We start from the raw sequence: 22,434 nt of genomic DNA, 5'->3' as shown, positions 1-22,434 counted from the left end.
CACGCAGAGCGTGGGAATGATCAGCCTGGTGGGTTTCAGGCTGCCATCACTTCCCGAATATCCGTCGCCAATTCGCGCACGCGGTCTTCTTCGGTGTCCCACGAGCACATGAACCGGGCGCCGCCGTTGCCGATGAAGGTGTAGAAGCGCCAGCCCTTGGCAGTCAATGCGGCAATGGCCGGTTCCGACAGTTGCAGGAACACGCCGTTGGCCTGCACCGGGAACATCAGTTCCACGCCAGGAATGTCGCTCACCAGTTCGGCCAGCAACTGCGCGCAGTGGTTAGCGTGACGGGCGTATTTGAGCCAGGCGTCGTTTTCCAGAATCCCGACCCATGGGGCCGAGAGGAAGCGCATTTTCGACGCCAATTGCCCGGCCTGCTTGCAGCGGTAATCGAAGTCTTCAGCCAGTTTGTGGTTGAAGAACAGAATCGCTTCGCCCACCGCCATGCCGTTTTTCGTGCCGCCGAAGCACAACACGTCAACGCCGGCCTTCCAGGTCAGGTCGGCTGGTGAGCAGCCCAGATACGCACAGGCATTGGAGAAACGCGCGCCGTCCATGTGCAGGTTCAGGCCCAGTTCTTTGCAGGTGGCGCTGATGGCGCGGATTTCGGCCGGGGTGTACACGCTGCCGACTTCGGTGGCCTGGGTCAGGGTCACGACGCGCGGTTTCGGGTAGTGGATATCCTGGCGCTTGAGGGCGATTTCGCGGATCGATTCCGGCGTCAGCTTGCCGTTTTCGGTGCGGGCAACGAGCAGCTTGGAACCGTTGGAGAAAAACTCCGGCGCGCCGCATTCGTCGGTTTCGACGTGGGCGGTTTCCGAGCAGATCACGCTGTGGTAACTCTGGCACAGTGACGACAGAGCCAACGAGTTGGCCGCGGTGCCGTTGAAGGCGAAGAACACTTCGCAGTCGGTTTCGAACAGTTTGCGGAATTGATCCGCTGCGCGTGCGGTCCACTCATCGTCGCCATAAGCGCGCTGGTGGCCGTGGTTGGCCTGTTCCATGGCAGCCCAGGCTTCAGGGCAGATACCGGAATAGTTGTCGCTGGCGAATTGTTGGCTCTTGTCGGTCATGGCCGGCTTCCGTAATCGAGGCGCTTATGGTGAAGAGCTTCGTGGTCAATGATGGTGCGCACTTTACCGAAGATCGTCCGGGGAGCACACGGGATGTTGCTGTCAGAAAAAAACACGGTTGACGGGCAATTATGCACATGACTCAACGGGATGGGGCGCTGGATCTGCTCAAGTGGCTGGCGCTGCTGAGCATGGTGCTCGATCACCTGCGATATGTCGGTTACTCCATCGATCTGCTGTACGTGCCGGGCAGGTTGGCGTTCCCGTGGTTCTGTCTGGCGATGGCGGCGAACCTGTCGCGAGTCCGTGCAGTAACAACGGATGGCCAGTGGCGTTACCTCGGTTGGTTGTTGCTGTTTAGCGCTGTAAGCGAAATCCCCTACCGGATGTACATTCCTGATCTCAACACCTTAAACGTATTGCCGACGTTGATTCTGGGGCTGTTGGTCGCGCTTGGCTGGCAGAACCAGATGCTTCAATCGCGGCTATTGGCGGCCGGTGCACTTTTGCTGGCAGCACTGTTCCCAGAGCGACTGATGTTCGGTTTTTTTGGCGTGCTGTTGCCGCTGGCGATGTTGCTGGTGATCCACCGGCCCTGGTATTTCAGCCTGCTGCCGGGGCTGGTCTGCCTGGCGGCCAATCAGTGGCAAGTGCTGTATTACGCCGCCCGGCTTCACAGCAATGCAGCCATATTCGGCATTGCCGCTTGTCTGATTGCGCCATTGCTGGGGCTACTGCTATTGCGACACGCCCAAGGCATCCGGCCACCGCCGATGCGGCGTTGGGCTTACGCGCTCTATCCCGCGCATTTCCTCGTGCTTCTGGCCTTGCGCCAACTCATCGCCTGACCCCCAATGCAGGAGCTGCATAACCTTGTGAGAGCGGGCTTGCCCGCGATGGCGGCATCACATCCAGCATAGATGTCAGCTGACCCACCACTATCGCGGGCAAGCCCGCTCCCACAGGGGATCCTTTCTGATTTGAAGATTGTGTCCGGTCAGGCTTTTCGGCCCATGTCGTAAACGCACCTTTGCGTGGCGTCCGTAGGCATTTGGCCTGTCTGCGCCGGTCATACCATCGCATCCAAAGGGCACTGCCGTAACGCCAGTGCCTTACCGAGACGAATGGCGCATAGATGCCGCTGGGAGAGACGCGATGTTCAGCAAGCAAGACCAGATCCAGGGTTACGACGATGCACTGCTGGCGGCGATGAATGCCGAGGAGCAACGTCAGGAAGATCACATCGAGCTGATCGCGTCAGAGAACTACACCAGCAAGCGCGTCATGCAAGCGCAGGGCAGCGGCCTGACCAACAAATACGCCGAAGGCTATCCGGGCAAGCGCTACTACGGTGGCTGCGAGCACGTCGACAAGGTTGAAGCCCTGGCCATCGAACGCGCCAAGCAGCTATTCGGTGCCGATTACGCCAACGTGCAGCCGCACTCCGGTTCCTCGGCCAACAGCGCCGTTTACCTGGCCCTGCTGCAAGCCGGCGACACCATACTCGGCATGAGCCTGGCCCACGGTGGTCACCTGACCCACGGTGCCAAGGTGTCGTCCTCGGGCAAGCTGTACAACGCCGTGCAGTACGGCATTGACACTAAAACCGGGCTGATCGACTACGACGAAGTCGAGCGTCTGGCTGTCGAATGCAAGCCGAAGATGATCGTTGCCGGCTTCTCGGCCTACTCCAAGACCCTCGACTTCCCACGTTTCCGTCAGATCGCCGACAAGGTCGGTGCGCTGCTGTTTGTCGACATGGCTCACGTCGCAGGTCTGGTCGCTGCCGGCCTGTACCCGAACCCGCTGCCGTACGCTGATGTGGTCACCACCACCACCCACAAGACCCTGCGCGGTCCTCGTGGCGGCCTGATCCTGTGCAAGTCCAACGAAGAAATCGAGAAGAAGCTCAACGCGGCAGTGTTCCCGGGTGCCCAAGGCGGCCCGCTGATGCACGTGATCGCCGGTAAGGCGGTGTGCTTCAAGGAAGCGCTGGAGCCTGGCTTCAAGGCTTACCAGCAACAAGTGATCGACAACGCCCAGGCCATGGCCGGCGTATTTATCAAACGCGGCTACGATGTAGTGTCCGGCGGCACCGATAACCACCTGTTCCTGGTCAGCCTGATCCGTCAGGGCCTCACCGGCAAAGAGGCGGATGCAGCCCTCGGTCGCGCCCACATCACCGTGAACAAGAACGCTGTCCCGAACGATCCACAGTCGCCGTTCGTGACCTCCGGCCTGCGCATCGGCACCCCGGCGGTAACCACTCGCGGCTTCAAGGTTGCCCAGTGCGTTGAACTGGCTGGCTGGATCTGCGACATCCTCGACAACCTCGGCGACGCCGATGTCGAGGCCAATGTCGCGCAGCAAGTGGCAGCCCTGTGCGCGGACTTCCCGGTTTATCGCTGAGCGCGGTTTTGGAGTAAATGACTATGCAACGCTATTCGGGCTTCGGCCTCTTCAAACACTCCCTCAGCCATCACGAAAACTGGCAGAAGATGTGGCGCACGCCGACCCCTAAAAAGGTCTATGACGTGGTCATCGTCGGCGGTGGCGGGCATGGTCTGGCGACCGCCTACTACCTGGCCAAGGAACACGGCATCACTAACGTGGCTGTGGTCGAGAAAGGCTGGCTGGGCGGCGGTAATACCGCGCGCAACACCACCATCGTTCGCTCCAACTACCTGTGGGACGAGTCGGCGCACCTGTATGAACACGCCATGAAACTGTGGGAAGGCCTGTCCCAGGACCTGAACTACAACGTGATGTTCTCCCAGCGTGGCGTCTACAACCTGTGCCACACCCTGCAGGACATTCGTGATTCCGAGCGTCGGGTCAGCGCCAACCGCCTCAACGGTGTGGACGGCGAACTGCTCGATGCCAAACAGGTCGCCGACGAGATTCCGTACCTCGACTGCTCCAAGAACACTCGCTACCCGGTGATGGGCGCAACCGTCCAGCGTCGCGGCGGCGTGGCCCGTCACGATGCCGTGGCGTGGGGCTTTGCCCGTGCCGCCGACGCCTTGGGCGTGGACCTGATTCAACAGACCGAAGTGATCGGCTTCCGCAAGGAAAACGGCGTGTGCATCGGTGTTGAAACCAACAAGGGTTTCATCGGCGCCAAGCGCGTCGGTGTGGTCACCGCCGGTAACTCCGGGCACATGGCCAAACTCGCCGGCTTCCGTCTGCCGATCGAATCGCACCCGCTGCAAGCGCTGGTGTCCGAGCCGATCAAGCCGATTATCGACAGCGTGATCATGTCCAACGCCGTGCACGGTTACATCAGCCAGTCCGACAAGGGCGACTTGGTGATCGGCGCCGGTATCGACGGCTACAACGGCTACGGCCAGCGTGGTTCGTACCCGGTGATCGAGCACACCATTCAGGCCATCGTCGAGATGTTCCCGGTGCTCTCGCGCGTACGCATGAACCGTCAGTGGGGCGGCATCGTCGACACCACGCCGGATGCCTGCCCGATCATTTCGAAAACGCCGGTACCGAACATGTTCTTCAACTGCGGTTGGGGCACCGGTGGCTTCAAGGCAACACCTGGCTCGGGCAATGTATTCGCCGCAAGCCTGGCCAAGGGTGAAATGCACCCATTGGCCGCACCTTTCTCCATCGACCGTTTCCACAACGGTGCGTTGATCGACGAACACGGCGCTGCTGCGGTTGCCCACTAACAGGAGAAATCCCCATGTTGCATATCTTCTGTCCTCACTGCGGCGAACTGCGCTCCGAAGAGGAATTTCATGCATCCGGCCAGGCGCACATCCCGCGCCCACTGGATCCGAACAGCTGCACCGACGAGGAGTGGGGCGACTATATGTTCTTCCGCGACAACCCTCGCGGTCTGCACCACGAACTGTGGGATCACGTCGCCGGTTGCCGTCAGTATTTCAACGTCACCCGTGACACCGTGACCTACGAGATTCTCGAAACCTACAAGATCGGCGCCAAGCCGCAGTTCACCGACAAGACCGACAGCCCGAAAGCGGCCGCCACGGCTCTGGGAGAGAAGGTATGAGCCAGATCAATCGCCTGTCCAATGGCGGACGGATCGACCGTAACAAAGTGCTGAGCTTCACCTTCAACGGCCAGGTCTACAAAGGCTTTGAAGGTGATTCCCTGGCCGCCGCCTTGCTGGCCAACGGTGTCGACATCATCGGCCGCAGCTTCAAGTATTCGCGCCCACGCGGCATCTTCGCCGCCGGTGCCGAAGAGCCGAACGCTGTGCTGCAGATCGGTGCGACCGAAGCCACGCAAATCCCGAACGTACGCGCCACGCAACAAGCGCTGTATCAAGGCCTGGTCGCCACCAGCACCAACGGCTGGCCGAGCGTGAACAACGACATGATGGGGATTCTCGGCAAGGTCGGCGGCAAGCTGATGCCGCCGGGCTTCTACTACAAAACCTTCATGTACCCGCAATCGTTCTGGATGACCTACGAGAAGTACATTCGTAAGGCTGCCGGCCTTGGCCGCTCGCCGACCGAGAACGATCCGGACACCTACGACTACATGAACCAGCACTGCGACGTGCTGATCGTCGGCGCTGGCCCTGCGGGTCTGGCGGCTGCGCTGGCGGCTGCCCGTAGCGGTGCGCGTGTGATCCTGGCCGATGAACAGGAAGAGTTCGGCGGCAGCCTGCTTGATTCCCGCGAAAGCCTCGACGGCAAGCCTGCCACCGAGTGGGTCGCCAGCGTCATCGCCGAGCTGAAAAACACCCCGGACGTGCTGCTGTTGCCGCGCGCCACGGTCAACGGTTACCACGACCATAACTTCCTGACCATTCACGAGCGCCTCACCGATCACCTCGGCGACCGTGCTCCGATTGGCCAGGTGCGTCAGCGCATCCACCGGGTTCGCGCCAAGCGTGTAGTGCTGGCGACCGGTACTCACGAGCGTCCACTGGTTTACGGCAACAACGACGTGCCGGGCAACATGCTCGCCGGCGCTGTGTCGACTTACGTTCGTCGTTACGGCGTGGCACCGGGTAAGAAACTGGTGCTGTCGACCAACAACGACCACGCTTACCGCGTAGCGCTGGACTGGCTCGACGCCAGTCTGCAAGTGGTGGCGATCGCCGATGCCCGCAGCAACCCTCGCGGTGCGCTGGTGGAAGAGGCTCGCGCCAAAGGCATTCGCATCCTGACCGGCAGCGCCGTGATCGAGGCCCGTGGCAGCAAACACGTCACCGCCGCTCGCGTTGCAGCGATTGATGTAAAAGCACACACCGTGACCAGCCCAGGCGAATGGCTCGATTGCGACCTGGTCGCCAGTTCCGGCGGTTACAGCCCGGTGGTTCACCTGGCGTCGCACTTGGGTGGCAAGCCGATCTGGCGTGAAGACATCCTCGGTTTCGTACCGGGCGAAGCACCGCAAAAACGCGTGTGCGTCGGTGGCATCAACGGCGTCTACGGCCTCGGCGATTCGTTGGCCGATGGTTTTGAAGGCGGTGCTCGCGCCGCCAGCGAAGCCGGTTTCAGCGGGGTCGAAGCGACCTTGCCGAAAGCCCTGAGCCGTCTGGAAGAACCGACGTTGGCGCTGTTCCAGGTGCCGCACGAAAAAGCCACCGCACGGGCGCCGAAGCAATTCGTCGACCTGCAAAACGATGTCACCGCTGCCGCCATCGAACTAGCGACCCGCGAAGGCTTCGAATCGGTCGAGCACGTCAAACGCTACACCGCACTGGGCTTCGGCACCGATCAGGGCAAGCTCGGCAACGTCAACGGTCTGGCCATTGCCGCCCGTTCGCTGAACGTGACCATCCCGCAGATGGGCACCACCATGTTCCGCCCGAACTACACGCCGGTGACCTTCGGCGCCATAGCCGGTCGTCACTGTGGGCACATCTTCGAGCCGGTTCGTTTCACCGCGCTGCATCATTGGCACGTGAAGAACGGCGCCGAATTTGAAGACGTCGGTCAGTGGAAACGTCCATGGTACTTCCCGAAAAACGGTGAAGACCTGCATGCCGCCGTGAAGCGCGAATGCAAAGCCGTGCGCGACAGCGTCGGCCTGCTGGACGCTTCGACCCTGGGCAAGATCGACATCCAGGGCCCGGACACGCGTGAGTTCCTCAACCGCATCTACACCAACGCCTGGACCAAACTCGACGTGGGCAAGGCCCGCTACGGCCTGATGTGCAAAGAAGACGGCATGGTGTTCGACGACGGCGTGACTGCCTGCCTGGCCGATAACCACTTCGTGATGACCACCACCACTGGCGGCGCTGCACGCGTGCTGCAATGGCTGGAAATCTACCATCAGACTGAATGGCCAGACCTGAAGGTGTACTTCACTTCCGTGACGGATCACTGGGCAACCATGACCCTGTCCGGGCCGAACAGCCGCAAGCTGCTCAGCGAAGTCACCGACATCGACTTGAGCAACGAAGCCTTCCCGTTCATGACCTGGAAAGAAGCTCTGGTCGGCGGTGTGCCGGCGCGGGTGTTCCGGATTTCGTTTACCGGTGAGCTGTCGTACGAAGTCAACGTGCAGGCCGACTATGCAATGGGCGTGCTCGAGAAAATCGTCGAGGCCGGCAAGAAGTACAACCTGACCCCGTACGGCACTGAAACCATGCACGTACTGCGGGCCGAGAAGGGCTTCATCATCGTCGGTCAGGACACTGACAGCTCGATGACCCCGGACGACCTGAACATGGGCTGGTGTGTCGGTCGCACTAAACCTTTCTCGTGGATCGGCCAGCGTGGCATGAACCGTGAGGATTGCGTGCGTGATCAGCGCAAACAGTTGGTCGGTCTGAAGCCGATCGATCCGACCAAATGGCTGCCGGAAGGTGCGCAACTGGTGTTCAACACCAAGCAAACCATCCCGATGACCATGGTCGGTCACGTGACTTCCAGCTACCTGCACAACTCCCTCGGCTATTCGTTTGCCATGGGTGTGGTCAAGGGCGGCCTGAAGCGCATGGGTGAGCGGGTGTTCGCACCGCTGGCCGACGGCAGCGTGATCGAGGCGGAAATCGTTTCTTCGGTGTTCTTCGATCCGAAGGGTGATCGCCAGAACGTTTAATGGCCTCGGGTCCTGTGGGCTGGCCGCTGCACCGCGTTGTTTGCATCGCGAGCAGGCTCGCTTCCACAGGAGATCGCGTAACCCTTGTGGGAGCGAGCCTGCTCGCGATGGCGGCGGCACAGCCACCACAAGGGCCGGAACCAACAGAATTCAAGACAGGTGCTTTATGACCGCAGCCAATGTTTACCAACAACGCCCAACCACCGGGGCCAAGGCCGAGTCGTCGCTGCATCATGCCGACCTTGCCAGCCTGGTGGGCAAGGGTCGCAAGAACGCCGGCGTGATCGTGCGTGAGAAAAAACTCCTCGGTCACCTGACCATCCGTGGCGATGCCCACGATCCTGCGTTCGCCGCTGGCGTGCACAAGGCCCTCGGCCTGGAACTGCCAGCCGCGCTGACCGTGGTGATCAAAGGTGAAACCAGCCTGCAATGGATGGGGCCGGATGAATGGCTGCTGATCGTGCCGACCGGCGAAGAATTCGCTGTCGAGAAAAAACTGCGTGAAGCACTGGGTGACCTGCACATCCAGATCGTCAACGTCAGCGGTGGCCAACAGATCCTTGAACTCAGCGGCCCGAACGTGCGTCAGGTGCTGATGAAATCCACCAGCTACGACGTGCACCCCAACAACTTCCCGGTGGGCAAGGCTGTGGGCACGGTGTTTGCCAAGTCGCAATTGATGATTCGCCATACCGCCGAAGACACTTGGGAACTGCTGATTCGCCGCAGCTTCTCGGATTACTGGTGGTTGTGGTTGCAGGATGCTGCCGCTGAATACGGCCTTAGCGTCCAGGCGTAATTGTGGTGAGGGAGCTTTTGTGGCGAGGGGGCAAGCCCCCTCGCCACAGGCAAGCCCTTACTCACAGAGTTCTCTCTGATCACAGATGTTGCAGCAGGAGTCACCGCACTATGAGCCGCGCCCCAGACACATGGATTCTGACCGCCGATTGCCCTAGCGTCCTCGGCACCGTGGATGCGGTGACCCGCTTTCTGTTCGAGCAGGGCTGCTACGTCACCGAGCACCATTCCTTCGATGACCGGCTCTCGGGTCGTTTCTTCATTCGCGTGGAATTCCGTCAGCCCGACGGCTTTGACGAACAGGCTTTCCGCGCAGGTTTGGCAGAGCGTGGTGACGCCTTCGGGATGGTCTTCGAGCTGACCCCGCCGCACCACCGGCCAAAAGTGGTGATCATGGTCTCCAAGGCCGATCACTGCCTCAACGACTTGCTCTACCGCCAGCGCATCGGCCAGTTGTCGATGGACGTGGTCGCCGTGGTCTCCAACCACCCGGACCTCAAGCCGTTGGCCGACTGGCATCAGATTCCGTACTACCATTTCCCGCTGGACCCGAACGACAAACCGTCGCAGGAGCGTCAGGTCTGGCAGGTGGTCGAAGAGTCCGGCGCTGAACTGGTGATTCTTGCCCGTTACATGCAAGTCCTGTCGCCGGAGCTGTGCCGCAAACTCGATGGCAAGGCGATCAACATTCATCACTCCCTGCTGCCGGGCTTCAAGGGGGCCAAGCCGTATCACCAGGCCTACAACAAGGGCGTGAAACTGGTTGGCGCCACGGCGCACTACATCAACAACGACCTGGACGAAGGCCCGATCATCGCCCAGGGCGTGGAGGCTGTGGATCATAGCCATTATCCCGAAGATTTGATCGCCAAAGGGCGGGATATCGAAGGGCTGACGTTGGCACGGGCTGTTGGTTATCACATTGAACGACGCGTGTTTTTGAACGCGAACAGAACGGTCGTTCTTTAGATTTTTGGGGCCGCTTCGCGACCCATTCGCGAGCAAGCCCGCTCCCACAGGGATTTGTGTCAGGCACAGATCTCAGACACACCCTAAATCCAATGTGGGAGCGGGCTTGCTCGCGAAGAGGCCCTCCCAAACAACACAAGACACACAGGCAATAACCCGAGCAATCAACGCGCCGCCGATCCATGGCGACGCGACCGCTACATAAAAACAACAGCGAGGTGAAAGCATGTCTGGCAATCGTGGTGTGGTGTATCTCGGCAATGGCAAAGTCGAAATACAAAAAATCGACTATCCGAAAATGCAGGACCCGCGCGGCAGGAAGATTAACCACGCCGTCATCCTGCGTGTGGTTTCCACCAACATCTGTGGTTCCGACCAGCACATGGTGCGCGGCCGTACCACTGCTCAGACCGGTCTGGTGCTCGGCCACGAGATCACCGGTGAAGTGATCGAGAAGGGCAGCGACGTCGAGAACCTGCAAATCGGCGACCTGGTGTCCGTACCGTTCAACGTAGCTTGCGGGCGCTGCCGCTCCTGTAAAGAGATGCACACTGGTGTCTGCCTCAGCGTTAACCCGGCGCGTCCGGGCGGTGCCTATGGTTATGTCGACATGGGGGACTGGACCGGTGGTCAGGCTGAGTACGCGATGGTGCCGTACGCCGACTTCAACCTGTTGAAACTGCCTGATCGCGATCGCGCGATGGAAAAAATCCGCGACCTGACCTGCCTCTCCGACATCCTGCCGACCGGTTACCACGGCGCTGTAACGGCCGGTGTTGGCCCTGGCAGCACGGTGTACATCGCGGGTGCCGGTCCGGTTGGTCTGGCGGCTGCCGCTTCCGCTCGCCTGCTGGGCGCTGCAGTGGTGATCATCGGTGACGTCAACCCGATCCGTCTGGCTCACGCCAAGGCTCAGGGTTTCGAAATTGCCGACCTGTCGACAGACACCCCACTGCACGAACAGATCGCCGCGCTGTTGGGCGAGCCTGAAGTGGATTGCGCTATCGATGCGGTGGGCTTCGAAGCTCGCGGTCACGGCCATGACGGCGTGAAACACGAAGCTCCGGCGACCGTGCTCAACTCCCTGATGGGCGTGGTTCGCGTGGCCGGCAAAATCGGCATCCCTGGCCTGTACGTGACCGAAGACCCGGGTGCTGTGGATGCGGCCGCGAAAATGGGCAGCCTGAGCATCCGCTTCGGTCTGGGCTGGGCCAAATCCCACAGCTTCCACACCGGCCAGACGCCAGTGATGAAGTACAACCGCCAACTGATGCAGGCGATCATGTGGGATCGCATCAAGATTGCCGACATCGTGGGTGTTGAAGTCATCAGTCTGGATGACGCGCCACGTGGTTATGGCGAGTTCGATGCGGGCGTGCCGAAGAAGTTTGTGATCGATCCGCACAAGTTGTTCAGCGCGGCGTAAGGCTTCACGCAAAGCAAAACGGCGACCTTCGGGTCGCCGTTTTTTTATGCGTCACACTAACCCTGAGGCGGGAGCGGCAATGCCATTCATCGCACAGGTCCGGGGTTTCACGTTTCATCACCGCCACTTGGGTAAAAATGCCGCGCAAACGAGGAACATGCCGGCATATACCCGGTCAAATCGGCAGTTTTACCGCCCGTTACCGGGTGGTTTTCATGGCGCAAGAGGATGTCTGGATGAAAGTTTCACGCGGTTTTGCACTGGCATCGCTCATGGCTGTCGCTTCGTTGACGACGCTGGCCGCCAGCCCGGCCTTTGCACAGTTCAGCCTCAGCGATGCGGCCAATGTGGTTTCAGCGATGCAGGGCAACCAAGGTGACCAAGGCAATCAGGGTGATGGCGCTGTGGCGGCGGCACCCAAGGCGGCCGGTTTGCTCAATACCCTGGGCTCGCAGCTCAATGTCACCCCGGAGCAGGCTGTCGGCGGTGCCGGTGCGATGCTGGGGCTGGCCAGGAACCAACTCAGCGGCCAGGACTTCTCCGAGCTGAGTAAAAACGTGCCGGGCCTCGATCAGATCGCAGGCAACAGCGCCATCGGTGGCCTGAACGGTTTGGGCGGGCTGCTCGGTGCGGGGTCGGACAAGAATGCGTTGCTCGATGGCTTGCTGGGTAACGTCAAGGACACCAACGACCTGAACAACGCCTTCAGCGCGTTGGGCATGGACAGCGGCATGATCGGCCAGTTTGCGCCGGTGATCCTGCAATACCTCGGTCAGCAAGGCGTCGCCGGTTCGCTGCTGCAAAACCTCGGCGGGATCTGGGGCGCGGGCACCGGTAGCTGAGTCAGCCTTCAGCGCGTAGCTCTTTGATGCGCCGGTCCTTCTCGATCCAGAGCTGGTTGACCCAGTTCTGGACCTTTTCGCGAAACGTCGGATCGTTTTCGTAATCGCCTTGCCACAGCGCCGGGTCCAGTTCGCGGGTCTGGATGTCGATGATCACCCTCGGCACGTTGCCGCTGATCAAATCCCAAAATCCCGGAATCTTCTGCTGTGGGTACACCACTGTTACATCGAGAACGGCATCCAGCTGTTCACCCATCGCCGCCAGCACAAAAGCCACGCCACCAGCCTTGGGCTTGAGCAGGTGGGTGAACGGTGATTGCTGCTGGGCGCTTTTCGCTGAGGTGTACCGGGTGCCTTCCAGATAATTGACCACCGTCACTGGCTGACGCTTGTACAGCTCGCAGGCTTTTTTGGTGATTTCCAGGTCCTTGCCGGCCAGCTCCGGGTTTTTCGCCAGAAACGCCTTGGTGTAGCGCTTCATAAAGGGATAGTCCAACGCCCACCAGGCCAGGCCCAGGAACGGCACCCAGATCAGCTCTTTCTTGAGGAAGAATTTGAAGAACGGCGTGCACCGGTTAAGCGTCTGGATCAGTGCCGGGATATCGACCCAGGACTGATGGTTGCCGATCACCAGGTACGAGGTGTCGCGGCGCAGATCATCGCCGCCGCGAATGTCCCATTGGGTGGGAATGCACAGTCGAAAGATCAGTTTGTCGATTTCGGCCCAGGTTTCGGCAGTCCACATCACCGTCCAGGAGGCGTAATCGCGAAAGCGCCCGGGCAGGAGTAATTTCAGCAGGGCGAACACCATCAAAGGCCCGAACAGCACCAGGGTGTTAAGCAACAGCAGCAGGGTAACGAAACAGCCGGTGAGCAGGCGGCGCATAAGTAACTCTTGAAAGCGTTTGGGCGCGCCATGATAAGCAGCTTCAGGCGACAGGCCAAATGGGTGGTGACGAATGTTTCACGTTTGTGGCGGTATGCTGGACTGACATAGCGATCGTTCCCACGCTCTGCGTGGGAATGCCTCAATGGACGCTCTGCGTCCGCTTTGGGACGCGGAGCGTCCCGGGCTGCACTCCCACGCAGAGCGTGGGAACGATCTATTCGATAACGGTCTAAAATTCCGCTGCCCACTCTTCAAGGAAGCCCCCTACGTGAAATCTCTCCTTGCACTGCTTTCCCTCGTGGCCCTTCCAGTCCTGGCCGCTGAGCCGACTCTGTACGGGCGTTACGAATACATCGCGCTGCCGGAAATCGGCGGCGAAGTCCTCAAGGCCAAAATGGACACCGGCGCCCTGACCGCGTCGCTGTCGGCCAAAGACATCGAAACCTTCACCCGCGACGGCGACGAGTGGGTGCGTTTCCGCCTCGCCACCAAAGGCGCCAGCAACAAGGTCTACGAACACAAGGTCGCGCGGATCAGCAAGATCAAGACCCGCTCCGAAGAAGACGACGATGACAAGGAAGCGATCGAACCCACCAAACGGCCAGTGGTTGATCTGGAACTGTGCCTGGGCAACGTCAAGCGCACCGTCGAGGTCAACCTCACCGACCGCAGCAGCTTCAATTACCCGTTGCTGATCGGCGCCAAAGCACTGCGTGAATTCGGTGCGGCAGTGAACCCGGCACGGCGTTTCACGGCAGACAAACCCGACTGCTGATTGACGGCGAATCAGCCTTGGGGCACCGTTCGCCCACTTAACTAGCGGGCTCGGACGCCATGCCTCATATCCTGATTGTCGAAGACGAAGCAGCGATTGCCGACACCCTGATTTTCGCCTTGCAGGGCGAGGGCTTTACCACCACCTGGTTGAGCCTTGGCGCGGCGGCGCTTGAGCATCAGCGCGCCACGCCGGCCGACCTGATCATTCTCGACATCGGCCTGCCGGACATCAGCGGCTTCGAGACCTGTAAGCAATTGCGGCGTTTCAGCGAAGTGCCGGTGATTTTCCTCAGCGCCCGTGATGCAGAGATCGACCGCGTGGTCGGTCTGGAGATCGGTGCTGACGATTACGTGGTCAAACCGTTCAGCCCTCGGGAAGTGGCGGCGCGGGTCCGGGCGATTCTCAAGCGCATGGCGCCACGACCAGTGGCGGAGGCGGCGTCAGCGCTGTTTCGCATCGACAGCGAACGGGTGCAGATCAGCTATCGCAATCAGCCCTTGAGCCTCACTCGCCACGAGTTTCGTTTGCTGCAATGCCTGCTGGAGCAACCTGAGCGAGTCTTCAGCCGCGAGCAATTGCTCGATGCGCTGGGCGTGGCCGCCGATGCCGGTTACGAGCGCAGCATCGACAGCCACATCAAGAGTGTGCGCGCCAAATTGCGCCAGGTGAAAGCCGATGCCGAGCCGATCCAGACCCACCGCGGCCTCGGTTACAGCTATAGCCCGGGGCACAGCTGATGCCATTGGGGATCCGGATTTTTCTGGTCTACGTGCTGTTCATCGGCCTGACCGGCTATTTCGTGCTCAACACCGTGATGGAAGAAATCCGCCCCGGCGTGCGCCAGTCCACCGAAGAAACCCTGGTGGACACCGCCAACCTGATGGCCGAGATCCTGCGGGACGACTTCAAGGCCGGCACCCTCAGCCAGAACCGCTGGCCCGAGTTGCTCAAGGCGTACGGGGAACGGCAACCGAAGGCGAATATCTGGGGCCTGCCGAAGAATCAGGTCAACCACCGGATTTACGTCACCGATGCCAAGGGCATCGTGGTGCTGGATTCAAGCGGCGTCGCGGTGGGCCAGGACTATTCGCGCTGGAACGATGTCTACCTGACCTTGCGCGGCGAGTACGGCGCTCGTTCGACGCGCAGCAGCCCGGATGATTCGAACTCGTCGGTGATGCACGTCGGGGCACCGATTCGCGACAACGGCCAGATCATCGGTGTGGTGACGGTGGCCAAGCCCAACAGCTCGCTGCAACCTTACGTTGATCGCACCGAGCGGCGATTGCTGATTTATGGCGCCGGGCTGATTGGCCTCGGTTTGCTGTTCGGAGCGCTGTTGTCCTGGTGGCTGAGCGCTGCACTGCGGCGGTTGACGGCGTATGCCCAGGCAGTCAGCGAAGGTCGTCGGGTCGAGGTGCCGCATTATCGTGGCGGCGAGCTGGAGCAACTGGCCACGGCGGTGGAGCAGATGCGCACCCAGCTCGAAGGCAAAGCCTACGTCGAGCGTTATGTGCACACCCTGACCCATGAATTGAAAAGCCCGCTGGCGGCGATTCGTGGCGCGGCGGAGTTACTGCAAGGCGAGATGCCGCTGGCTCAGCAGCAACGATTCGTCAGCAACATCGACAGCGAAAGTGCACGCATGCAGCAGTTGATCGAACGACTGTTGAACCTCGCGCAGGTGGAACAGCGCCAAGGGCTGGAAGAGCGGGTGGCCGTGCCGTTGGCGGATTTGGTCGATGAGCTGTTGAGCGCGCAGGCTGCGCGAATCGAAGGCAAGCAGTTGCGTGTGGAACTGCACATTGCAGCGGATCTGAACCTGCTCGGCGAACCGTTTCTGTTGCGTCAGGCGCTGGGCAATCTGCTGGAGAATGCGTTGGATTTCACCCCGGCTCGAGGCGTGCTGCGCTTGTGCGCCGAACGAGTCGGTGAGCAGATTGAGTTCAGGCTATTCAACCAGGCCGAGGCGATTCCCGACTATGCATTGCCGCGCTTGAGCGAGCGCTTCTACTCACTGCCGCGTCCGGACAGTGGGCGTAAAAGTACGGGGTTGGGGCTTAACTTCGTTGAAGAGGTGGTCAAGCTGCATGGCGGTGCGATGAGTATCGGTAATGTCGACGGCGGTGTAGAGGTCACGTTGCGCCTGCCTTAGGACCGAGTCGCGATGGGGCCACCCCAGTCTCCACATACTCTCCACATTCCCCCCATAAATCTCCCACACACCGACTCCAGACTCTCCCCATCCAAACAGGGAGAGTCCCATGAACCGTAGCCTGACCCTAAAACTCGGGGCGATTGCCCTTTTGATTCTGTTGCTGCTGATCCCGCTGCTGATGATCAATGGCGTGATCCAGGAGCGGCAACAACTGCGCGACGGTGTGCTCGAAGACATCGCTCGCAGTTCCAGCTACAGCCAGCAACTGAGCGGCCCGCTGATGGTGGTGCCCTATCGAAAAATGGTACGCACCTGGAAAACCAACGAAAAAACCAACCAGCGTTATCAGGACGTCGGCGAGGAACGCGGGCGCTTGTACTTCCTGCCGGAGCGCTTCGAACTGGACGGCCAGGTCCAGACCGAACTGCGCGCCCGGGGTATCTACGAGGCGCGGCTGTTCCACGCCAATAACCGCATCAGCGGGCACTTCTCGGTCCCGGCACAACTGGGCATCAAGGAGGACTTCGCCGATTACCGCTTCGACCAGCCGTTCCTGGCCGTTGGCATCAGCGACATTCGCGGCATCGAGAATGCCCTGAAACTCGAACTCAATGGCCAGAGCCTGGACTTTGTACCGGGTAGCCAAGTCGGCTGGTTGGGCGAGGGTGTGCACGTGACGCTGCCAGCGCTGGACACCCAACAGGCTACGGAACTGGCCTTCGGTTTCGACTTGCGCCTGCAAGGCACCGGCCAGTTGCAGATTCTCCCGGTGGGCAAGACCAGCAAGGTTTCACTGGCCGCCAATTGGCCTCACCCCAGCTTCATCGGCAACTACCTGCCGGCCCAGCGTGAAATCACCGATCAGGGTTTCACTGCCAATTGGCAAACCTCGTTTTTCTCCACCAACCTGCAAGAGGCCTTGAACAGTTGCGTATCTGGCGGCGAGTGCGAGGCGTTCAGCGGTCGCAGCTTCGGCGTGAGTTTCATCGACCCGGTGGACCAGTACCTGAAAAGTGACCGGGCAATCAAATACGCGCTGCTGTTCATCGTGCTGACCTTCGCGGGTTTCTTCCTTTTCGAAGTGCTGAAAAGCCTGGCGGTACACCCGGTGCAATACGCGCTGGTCGGCGTGGCGCTGGCGTTCTTCTACCTGTTGCTGTTGTCGCTGTCCGAGCACATTGGCTTTGCCTTGGCATATCTGCTGTCGGCGAGTGGCTGTGTGTTGTTGATCGGTTTCTATGTCTGCCATGTGCTGCGCAGCGTGCGTCACGGCTTGAGTTTTTCGGCAGGGCTGGCGGCGTTGTATGGCTTGCTTTACGGCTTGCTGAGTGCCGAGGATTACGCGCTGTTGATGGGCTCGCTGCTGTTGTTCGGGCTGCTGGGCGTGTTCATGGTACTGACCCGCAAGCTGGACTGGTACGGGATCGGGATCGGGCAGAAAACCGCCAAGCCGCTGGCGTTTGATATTGGAGCCGTGGAATGAGCCGGTCGTTGGGGTTGCGCGAGGATCAGCAGGTGGGAGAGGTGCTGGCGACGCGGATTGCGGGGTTGTTTCCGTTGGATCCGGTGTGGTGCATTCGCGAGCAAGCCCGCTCCCACACTCGATCTCCTGTGAACACCAAAAAGGTGCCCATCGCCGATTAACTGTGGGAGCGGGCTTGCTCGCGAAGAGGCCGGTACAGCCAGCGAATATCTAAACCTTGGGCATCGTCGCAATCATCGAAGGCCGCTGGCTCACTTCAAAATACCAGTCCGCCAGCTTCGGGTTCTCTTTGCGCCATTCCAGATCCGGATGGCGCAGATCCAGATAACCCAAGGCACAGGCCACACTGATCGCCGCGACATCGAAATGGCTGGTCAGCTCGGCAATCGCGTCGGCTTCCAGCAGCGCCAGGGCGCGACGAATTTTGTCGCGCTGTCCGTCGAGCCATTCGTCCCAGTGCTTTTCCGGGACGCGCAGGGCCACTTCATAGCGAATCATCACTGCGGCATCCATGATCCCGTCGGCCAGGGAGGCCAGGGTCAGGCGCCGCCAGCGCGCCGAGCCGTCGCGAGGGATCAGCGGATTGCCGACATGCTGATGATCGAGATAGTCGAGGATCACCCGGCTGTCGTACAACACATTGCCGTCGGCCAGACGCAGGGCTGGAATTTTGCCTAGCGGGTTGTCTTCGTTGAGGGCCGGATCCGGGCTGACCGGCGTGAGCTGACTGGCTTGCAGCGCCACGCGGTTCGTTTGACCGGTTTCGTGCAGCAGCACCATGACTTTGCGAACGAAGGGCGACGCAGGGTTGTGGAACAAGGTCATGCTGGGGGCGGACATGGCAACGATCTCGATCATGGGCAGTGTCGGCAGCATAGCGCTTTAATGCTTGAGCTCAAGCGTGAGCTCACGGATGAGCACGGAACGAAGTGTGGGAGCGGGCTTGCTCGCGAAAGCGGAGTGTCAGGCAACATAAATGCTGACTGATACACCGCTTTCGCGAGCAAGCCCGCTCCCACATTTTTGGTTTTGTGCCATTCAGTGGCGTTGCAAGAGCCCGCGCAGGGCGAGGACGGCGGGGATCCCCAGCCCGAGCCAACTCAATGCATCCCACACGCCATCGCCCAGCAACGCGGCAAACAGCCCCGCGGCGCTGAGCAGGGCAATGACAGTGGGCGTGGCGAAGACCTTCCAGAAATTCGACTGTCTCGGTCTCATGTCGGGCACTCCGCGTTTTCGAGTACAGGTTTCGCGACCTTGCGCCGCACCACCCACAAATAAACCCCGCTGCCGAGCACGATGATGGTCAACACATCGAGGCTCGCCCAGAGGATTTTCATTGGCATGCCGCCGTAATCACCAAAGTGCAGCGGCTGCGACATGCCCATGGCGTCCATGTACCACGGCCGTTCGGCCACTGCCGTGACTTGCAGGGTGCTGGCGTCGATCAACACCGGCGTCAGCAGGTGCGAAGTCAGTTGGGTGCTGCCTTTCATGAACACGGCGTAATGGTGTTCGCTGGAAAACCGCGTACCGGGGAAGGCGATGAAATCGGGCTGCATGCCCGGCGCGACGTCTTTGGCGATGTCGAGCAGGCGGGTCGCAGGCGCCAATTGAGTCAGCGGTGGCGCATCGCGGTAAGGCGCGATCATCGCGCTCAGGCTGTCGTTGCGCCACGCGGCGATCAGCAAGTCGGCGCAGGCACTGATCACGCCGGTCACGCCGACCACCAGCGCCCAGGTCAGCGTCACCACGCTGATCAGGTTATGCAGGTCGAGCCAGCGCAGGCGGGTGGATTTGTCGTGGCGCACGGTCGCGAACTTCAAACGTCGCATGAACGGCAGGTACAGCACCGTTCCGGAAACAATCGCCAGCACAAACAGAATCCCCATGAACGCCAGCAGCAACTTGCCCGGCAGGCCAGCGAACATGTCCACGTGCAGGCGCAGCATGACCATCATCAGACCGCCATTGGCCGACGGCATTTCCAATGCTTCGCCGGTGCGAGCGTCGAGCATGAAGGTGTGGGACGAGTTCGGCTCGGTGCCGGCGGTGGGCGCCATGATGGCGATCACGCCGTTAGGGTCTTCGTCGTCGTAGCCGAAATACTGCATGACCTCGCCGGGACGATGCTTTTCAGCCGCTTGCACCAACTGCTGCAAATTCAGCTGCGGGGTATCGGCCGGCATCGATTTCAACTCGGCGGCATCGCCCAGCAGATGGTCGATCTCGTGGTGAAAGATCAACGGTAGGCCGGTGAGGGCCAGCATCAGCAGGAAGACCGTGCAGATCAGGCTGGTCCAGGTGTGAACGAATGACCAGCGGCGGATGGTTTTGCTTTTCATTTCATGGCCTTCAGAAAGACCCAAGCCGTCCTCGAAGGACGGCCTGGTCGTGGCGCGTGTCAGTTCAGACGATTACCACTTGTACGTAGCGCTGGCGACGACGCTGCGTTGGTCACCGTAGTAGCAGTAGAAGCTGTCGCAAGTGGAGATGTAGTCCTTGTCGAACAGGTTGGTGGCATTCAGTGCCAGTGATGCACCTTTCAGACTGTTATCCAGACGGCCCAAGTCGTAATGGACCGCCGCATCGAACACCGTGTAGGCATCAGCCTTACCCAGCCAGGTGTTGCCCTGGTCGCCATAAGTGTTGCCGGTGTAACGTGCGCCGGCACCGATGCCGAAACCATCCAGCACACCGTTGTGCCAGGTGTAATCGGCCCACAGCGACGCTTGCTGGTTAGGCATCAGTTGCAGGCGATTGCCCTTGAAGTCACCCTTTTGCACTTCGGACTTGGCCAGGGTGTAGGCGGCGATGACTTTCAGGTTGTCGGTGACGTCGGAAACGGCTTCCAGCTCCAGGCCTTTGACCTTCACTTCGCCGGTCTGGCTGGTAATCGAGACGTTGTCCGAGTTGGTCGTGGTGACGGAGACGTTTTTCTGGGTCAGGTTATAGACCGCAGCCGTCAGCAGGGTGTTGCTGCCCGGCGGTTGGTACTTGATGCCCAGTTCCCATTGCTGGCCTTCAGTCGGCTTGAACGACTCGGTCGGCGATGCCGTCGCTTTGCTGGTCGGCTGGAACGACTCGGCGTAGGACAGGTAGGGCACGAAGCCCGAGTCGAACACATAACTGATCGCTGCGTTACCGCTGAATTTCTTGTCCCGTTCGGTGTTGGTGGCATCACCCTTGTTGAAGAATTTGGTGCCTGTGTGGATCCAGTCCTCACGACCACCGAGGGTCAGACGCCATTGGTCGAGAGCCATTTGGTCCTGGACGTACAAGCCGGTCTGGTAGGTCTTCTGGTCATAGTCATAGAACGCCGTCGAGCGTGACGGGCGACCGATTGGCTGGCCATAGATCGGGTTGTTGACGTTAGTGGTCAGACCGTCACCGAAGATCGAGGTGTAGTTGGTATTGGTGCGCTGGTGATCGAGGCCGATCAGCAGGGTGTGACGGATGTCGCCGGTCGCGAAGTCGCCCTGGAAGTTGTTGTCCACGGCGAACTGGCTGATGTCCTCGTCGACACTGGTGCTCGAGCGGCCAACGTTGCCCTCGGCATCGACTTGGGTGAACGGGTAGGCGCCGGGGGTAAGAGCCTGAAAGGACAGGTCCGTTTTGGTGTACCGCAGGTTCTGCTTGAACTGCCAGACATCGTTCAAGCGATGTTCAAAGGCGTAGCCCAGCGCGTAGTAGGTACGGTCGTAGTATTCCCAGTCCGGGTCACCGAGGTTTTTGTGATGGGAGATATCGCCGAGCGGCGAATGGATCTTCGTGCCTTGCACTGGCAGGAACTGGCTGGTGATGCCTGTGTCGTCGCGGGTAAATTGCGTCAGCAGCGTGAACTTGGTGTCAGGGGCGATGTTCCAGGTCAGGCTCGGCGCGATGTTGTAGCGCTTGTTGTCGATGTGATCGACCTGTGTGCCGCTGTCGCGCAATACACCGCTCAGACCATAAAGAAACCGGCCTTCGTCATCGATCTTGCCGGTGCTGGCGAAGTTAATCTGGCGATGATTGTCGCTGCCATATTGCACCTGGATTTCGTTGCTCGACTCGGCGCTGGGACGGCGGCTGACCATGTCCAGCAGGCCGCCTGGCGGGGTCTGGCCGTAAACCGAAGAGGCCGGGCCGCGCAGCAGGGCGAGGCGATCGAGGTTCCAGGTTTCCTGTTTCGGGTTGGCGTACACGCCTTTTGGCAGTGGCAGGCCATCGAGGAATTGCGTCGGTTCGAAACCGCGCACAAGCAACCAGTCGGCGCGGGTGTCGCTGCCATAGCTGCTGGCGACGATGCCAGGCATGTAGCGCACGGCGTCATCGAGGTTTTGCACACCGCGATCTTCCATTTGCTGGCGGGTGGCGACGGAAATCGAACGCGGCGCTTCGACCAGCGCGGTGTCGGTCTTTGTGCCAGCGGCGGTGCGCGTGGCAACGTAACCTTCGACCGGGCTCCAGGCAGTTTCCGCATTTTCCAGGCCAATGACGGCGGTTTCGGGCAAGGCCATCACACCTTCAGGCACGGCCACCAGGCTATAGGTGCCGGCGCTGCTCTGTTCCAGTTGCAGACCGGTGCCGCGTAAGGCTTCCCGCAGGGCGCCGGTGGCGTCGAACTGGCCCTTCACCGGGGCCGAGGTCTTGCCCGCTGCCAGCGACGGATTCAACGACAGTGCCAAACCGGCCTGGCTGGCGATCTGGTTCAGGGTGCTGGCCAATGGCGCAGCCGGCAGGTTGTAGGCGCGAACGCTGGACGCCTGTTCGGCGGCAATCAGTGGAGCGCTGGCCAAAGGGGCGCAAAGGGCAATGGCGACCGCCAGCAAACGAGGACGCAACACGGTGTCTAGCGAACGGGGCATACAGCGGCTCCTGAATGGAAATATTTCTCAATTGCCTAGGTGCCGGACGAGAATCCAAAAGTGATAGGGCGAGATGAAAATAATTTCGATTCAGCCCTTCAATTGGTAGTGAAGACTTACTGTGGCG

The 22,434-nt window shown here is 60.5% G+C and carries 20 protein-coding genes; 14 read left to right on the top strand and 6 right to left on the bottom strand.

The features are described from left to right. Window positions 1–35 precede the first annotated feature (35 nt). On the bottom strand, window positions 36–1,076 hold the full coding sequence (locus KVG95_RS18060; protein ID WP_217857396.1) for a threonine aldolase family protein: 1,041 nt from the start codon (window positions 1,074–1,076) through the stop codon (window positions 36–38). A 131-nt stretch (window positions 1,077–1,207) separates the two neighbouring features. On the opposite strand from KVG95_RS18060, the gene KVG95_RS18055 reads away from it, so the two are divergent. The 9 genes from KVG95_RS18055 (at window position 1,208) to KVG95_RS18015 (ending at window position 12,152) form a co-directional block, all read left to right on the top strand. Continuing rightward, window positions 1,208–1,924 carry a TraX family protein gene (locus KVG95_RS18055; protein WP_217857395.1) on the top strand — a complete coding sequence of 239 codons (717 nt, stop codon included), beginning with the start codon at window positions 1,208–1,210 and terminating at the stop codon, window positions 1,922–1,924. A 307-nt stretch (window positions 1,925–2,231) separates the two neighbouring features. Further along, on the top strand, window positions 2,232–3,485 hold the full coding sequence (glyA, locus tag KVG95_RS18050) for a serine hydroxymethyltransferase (RefSeq protein WP_052967379.1): 1,254 nt from the start codon (window positions 2,232–2,234) through the stop codon (window positions 3,483–3,485). Between the two features lie 23 nt (window positions 3,486–3,508). Next, window positions 3,509–4,759: a sarcosine oxidase subunit beta gene (locus KVG95_RS18045; protein WP_007947735.1), complete on the top strand. Its 1,251-nt coding sequence runs from the start codon at window positions 3,509–3,511 to the stop codon at window positions 4,757–4,759. Window positions 4,760–4,773: 14 nt separating this feature from the next. After that, window positions 4,774–5,103 (top strand): sarcosine oxidase subunit delta, encoded by a 330-nt coding sequence (locus KVG95_RS18040; RefSeq protein ID WP_008008142.1) that lies wholly within the window; start codon window positions 4,774–4,776, stop codon window positions 5,101–5,103. Then, window positions 5,100–8,117, top strand: a complete 3,018-nt coding sequence (locus KVG95_RS18035) for a sarcosine oxidase subunit alpha (protein WP_217857394.1) — start codon at window positions 5,100–5,102, stop codon at window positions 8,115–8,117. The genes KVG95_RS18040 and KVG95_RS18035 overlap by 4 nt, the downstream gene beginning before the upstream one ends. A 166-nt stretch (window positions 8,118–8,283) precedes the next feature. Then, window positions 8,284–8,916, top strand: a complete 633-nt coding sequence (locus tag KVG95_RS18030; RefSeq protein WP_217857393.1) for a sarcosine oxidase subunit gamma — start codon at window positions 8,284–8,286, stop codon at window positions 8,914–8,916. 110 nt (window positions 8,917–9,026) lie between these two features. Continuing rightward, entirely contained in the window at window positions 9,027–9,884 is an 858-nt protein-coding gene (purU, locus tag KVG95_RS18025; protein WP_007907570.1) for a formyltetrahydrofolate deformylase, read from the top strand. 226 nt (window positions 9,885–10,110) lie between these two features. After that, the gene (fdhA, locus tag KVG95_RS18020) at window positions 10,111–11,310 is read left to right on the top strand and encodes a formaldehyde dehydrogenase, glutathione-independent (RefSeq protein WP_052967383.1); all 1,200 of its coding nucleotides are present in this window, start codon (window positions 10,111–10,113) and stop codon (window positions 11,308–11,310) included. A gap of 236 nt (window positions 11,311–11,546) precedes the next feature. Then, window positions 11,547–12,152 carry a DUF2780 domain-containing protein gene (locus KVG95_RS18015; protein WP_217857392.1) on the top strand — a complete coding sequence of 202 codons (606 nt, stop codon included), beginning with the start codon at window positions 11,547–11,549 and terminating at the stop codon, window positions 12,150–12,152. Window position 12,153: 1 nt separating this feature from the next. Here KVG95_RS18015 and yihG read toward each other — a convergent pair whose 3' ends face one another. Then, window positions 12,154–13,038: a 1-acylglycerol-3-phosphate O-acyltransferase, YihG family gene (yihG, locus tag KVG95_RS18010; RefSeq protein WP_217857391.1), complete on the bottom strand. Its 885-nt coding sequence runs from the start codon at window positions 13,036–13,038 to the stop codon at window positions 12,154–12,156. 271 nt (window positions 13,039–13,309) lie between these two features. Here yihG and rloA2 point away from each other — a divergent pair, with 271 nt between their 5' ends. The 5 genes from rloA2 (at window position 13,310) to KVG95_RS17985 (ending at window position 17,621) form a co-directional block, all read left to right on the top strand. Next, on the top strand, window positions 13,310–13,816 hold the full coding sequence (gene rloA2 / locus KVG95_RS18005) for a retropepsin-like aspartic peptidase RloA2 (protein WP_007904116.1): 507 nt from the start codon (window positions 13,310–13,312) through the stop codon (window positions 13,814–13,816). A gap of 59 nt (window positions 13,817–13,875) precedes the next feature. Next, window positions 13,876–14,556 (top strand): two-component system response regulator CreB, encoded by a 681-nt coding sequence (gene creB, locus KVG95_RS18000; protein WP_217857390.1) that lies wholly within the window; start codon window positions 13,876–13,878, stop codon window positions 14,554–14,556. Further along, window positions 14,556–15,974 carry a two-component system sensor histidine kinase CreC gene (gene creC / locus KVG95_RS17995; RefSeq protein WP_217857389.1) on the top strand — a complete coding sequence of 473 codons (1,419 nt, stop codon included), beginning with the start codon at window positions 14,556–14,558 and terminating at the stop codon, window positions 15,972–15,974. The genes creB and creC overlap by 1 nt, the downstream gene beginning before the upstream one ends. Window positions 15,975–16,083: 109 nt before the next feature. Further along, window positions 16,084–17,460 (top strand): cell envelope integrity protein CreD, encoded by a 1,377-nt coding sequence (gene creD, locus KVG95_RS17990; protein ID WP_217857388.1) that lies wholly within the window; start codon window positions 16,084–16,086, stop codon window positions 17,458–17,460. Next, entirely contained in the window at window positions 17,457–17,621 is a 165-nt protein-coding gene (locus KVG95_RS17985; RefSeq protein ID WP_217857387.1) for a hypothetical protein, read from the top strand. Before creD ends, KVG95_RS17985 begins: the two co-directional genes overlap by 4 nt. A 49-nt stretch (window positions 17,622–17,670) precedes the next feature. Here KVG95_RS17985 and KVG95_RS17980 read toward each other — a convergent pair whose 3' ends face one another. From KVG95_RS17980 to KVG95_RS17965, 4 genes are all read right to left on the bottom strand, one after another. After that, window positions 17,671–18,300, bottom strand: coding sequence for a glutathione S-transferase (locus KVG95_RS17980; RefSeq protein WP_217857386.1), 630 nt, complete (start codon window positions 18,298–18,300; stop codon window positions 17,671–17,673). A gap of 198 nt (window positions 18,301–18,498) precedes the next feature. Next, a complete protein-coding gene (locus KVG95_RS17975) occupies window positions 18,499–18,678 on the bottom strand; it encodes a hypothetical protein (RefSeq protein WP_123719606.1) in 180 nt (59 codons plus the stop codon). Further along, window positions 18,675–19,805 carry a PepSY-associated TM helix domain-containing protein gene (locus KVG95_RS17970; RefSeq protein WP_217857385.1) on the bottom strand — a complete coding sequence of 377 codons (1,131 nt, stop codon included), beginning with the start codon at window positions 19,803–19,805 and terminating at the stop codon, window positions 18,675–18,677. Before KVG95_RS17970 ends, KVG95_RS17975 begins: the two co-directional genes overlap by 4 nt. A gap of 72 nt (window positions 19,806–19,877) precedes the next feature. Next, a complete protein-coding gene (locus tag KVG95_RS17965) occupies window positions 19,878–22,307 on the bottom strand; it encodes a TonB-dependent siderophore receptor (RefSeq protein WP_217857384.1) in 2,430 nt (809 codons plus the stop codon). Window positions 22,308–22,434: the final 127 nt, after the last annotated feature.

The organism is Pseudomonas farris (genome assembly GCF_019145235.1).
GTDB classification, from domain to species: Bacteria; Pseudomonadota; Gammaproteobacteria; order Pseudomonadales; family Pseudomonadaceae; genus Aquipseudomonas; species Aquipseudomonas farris.
This window is presented reverse-complemented; position numbering and strand designations above follow the sequence as displayed.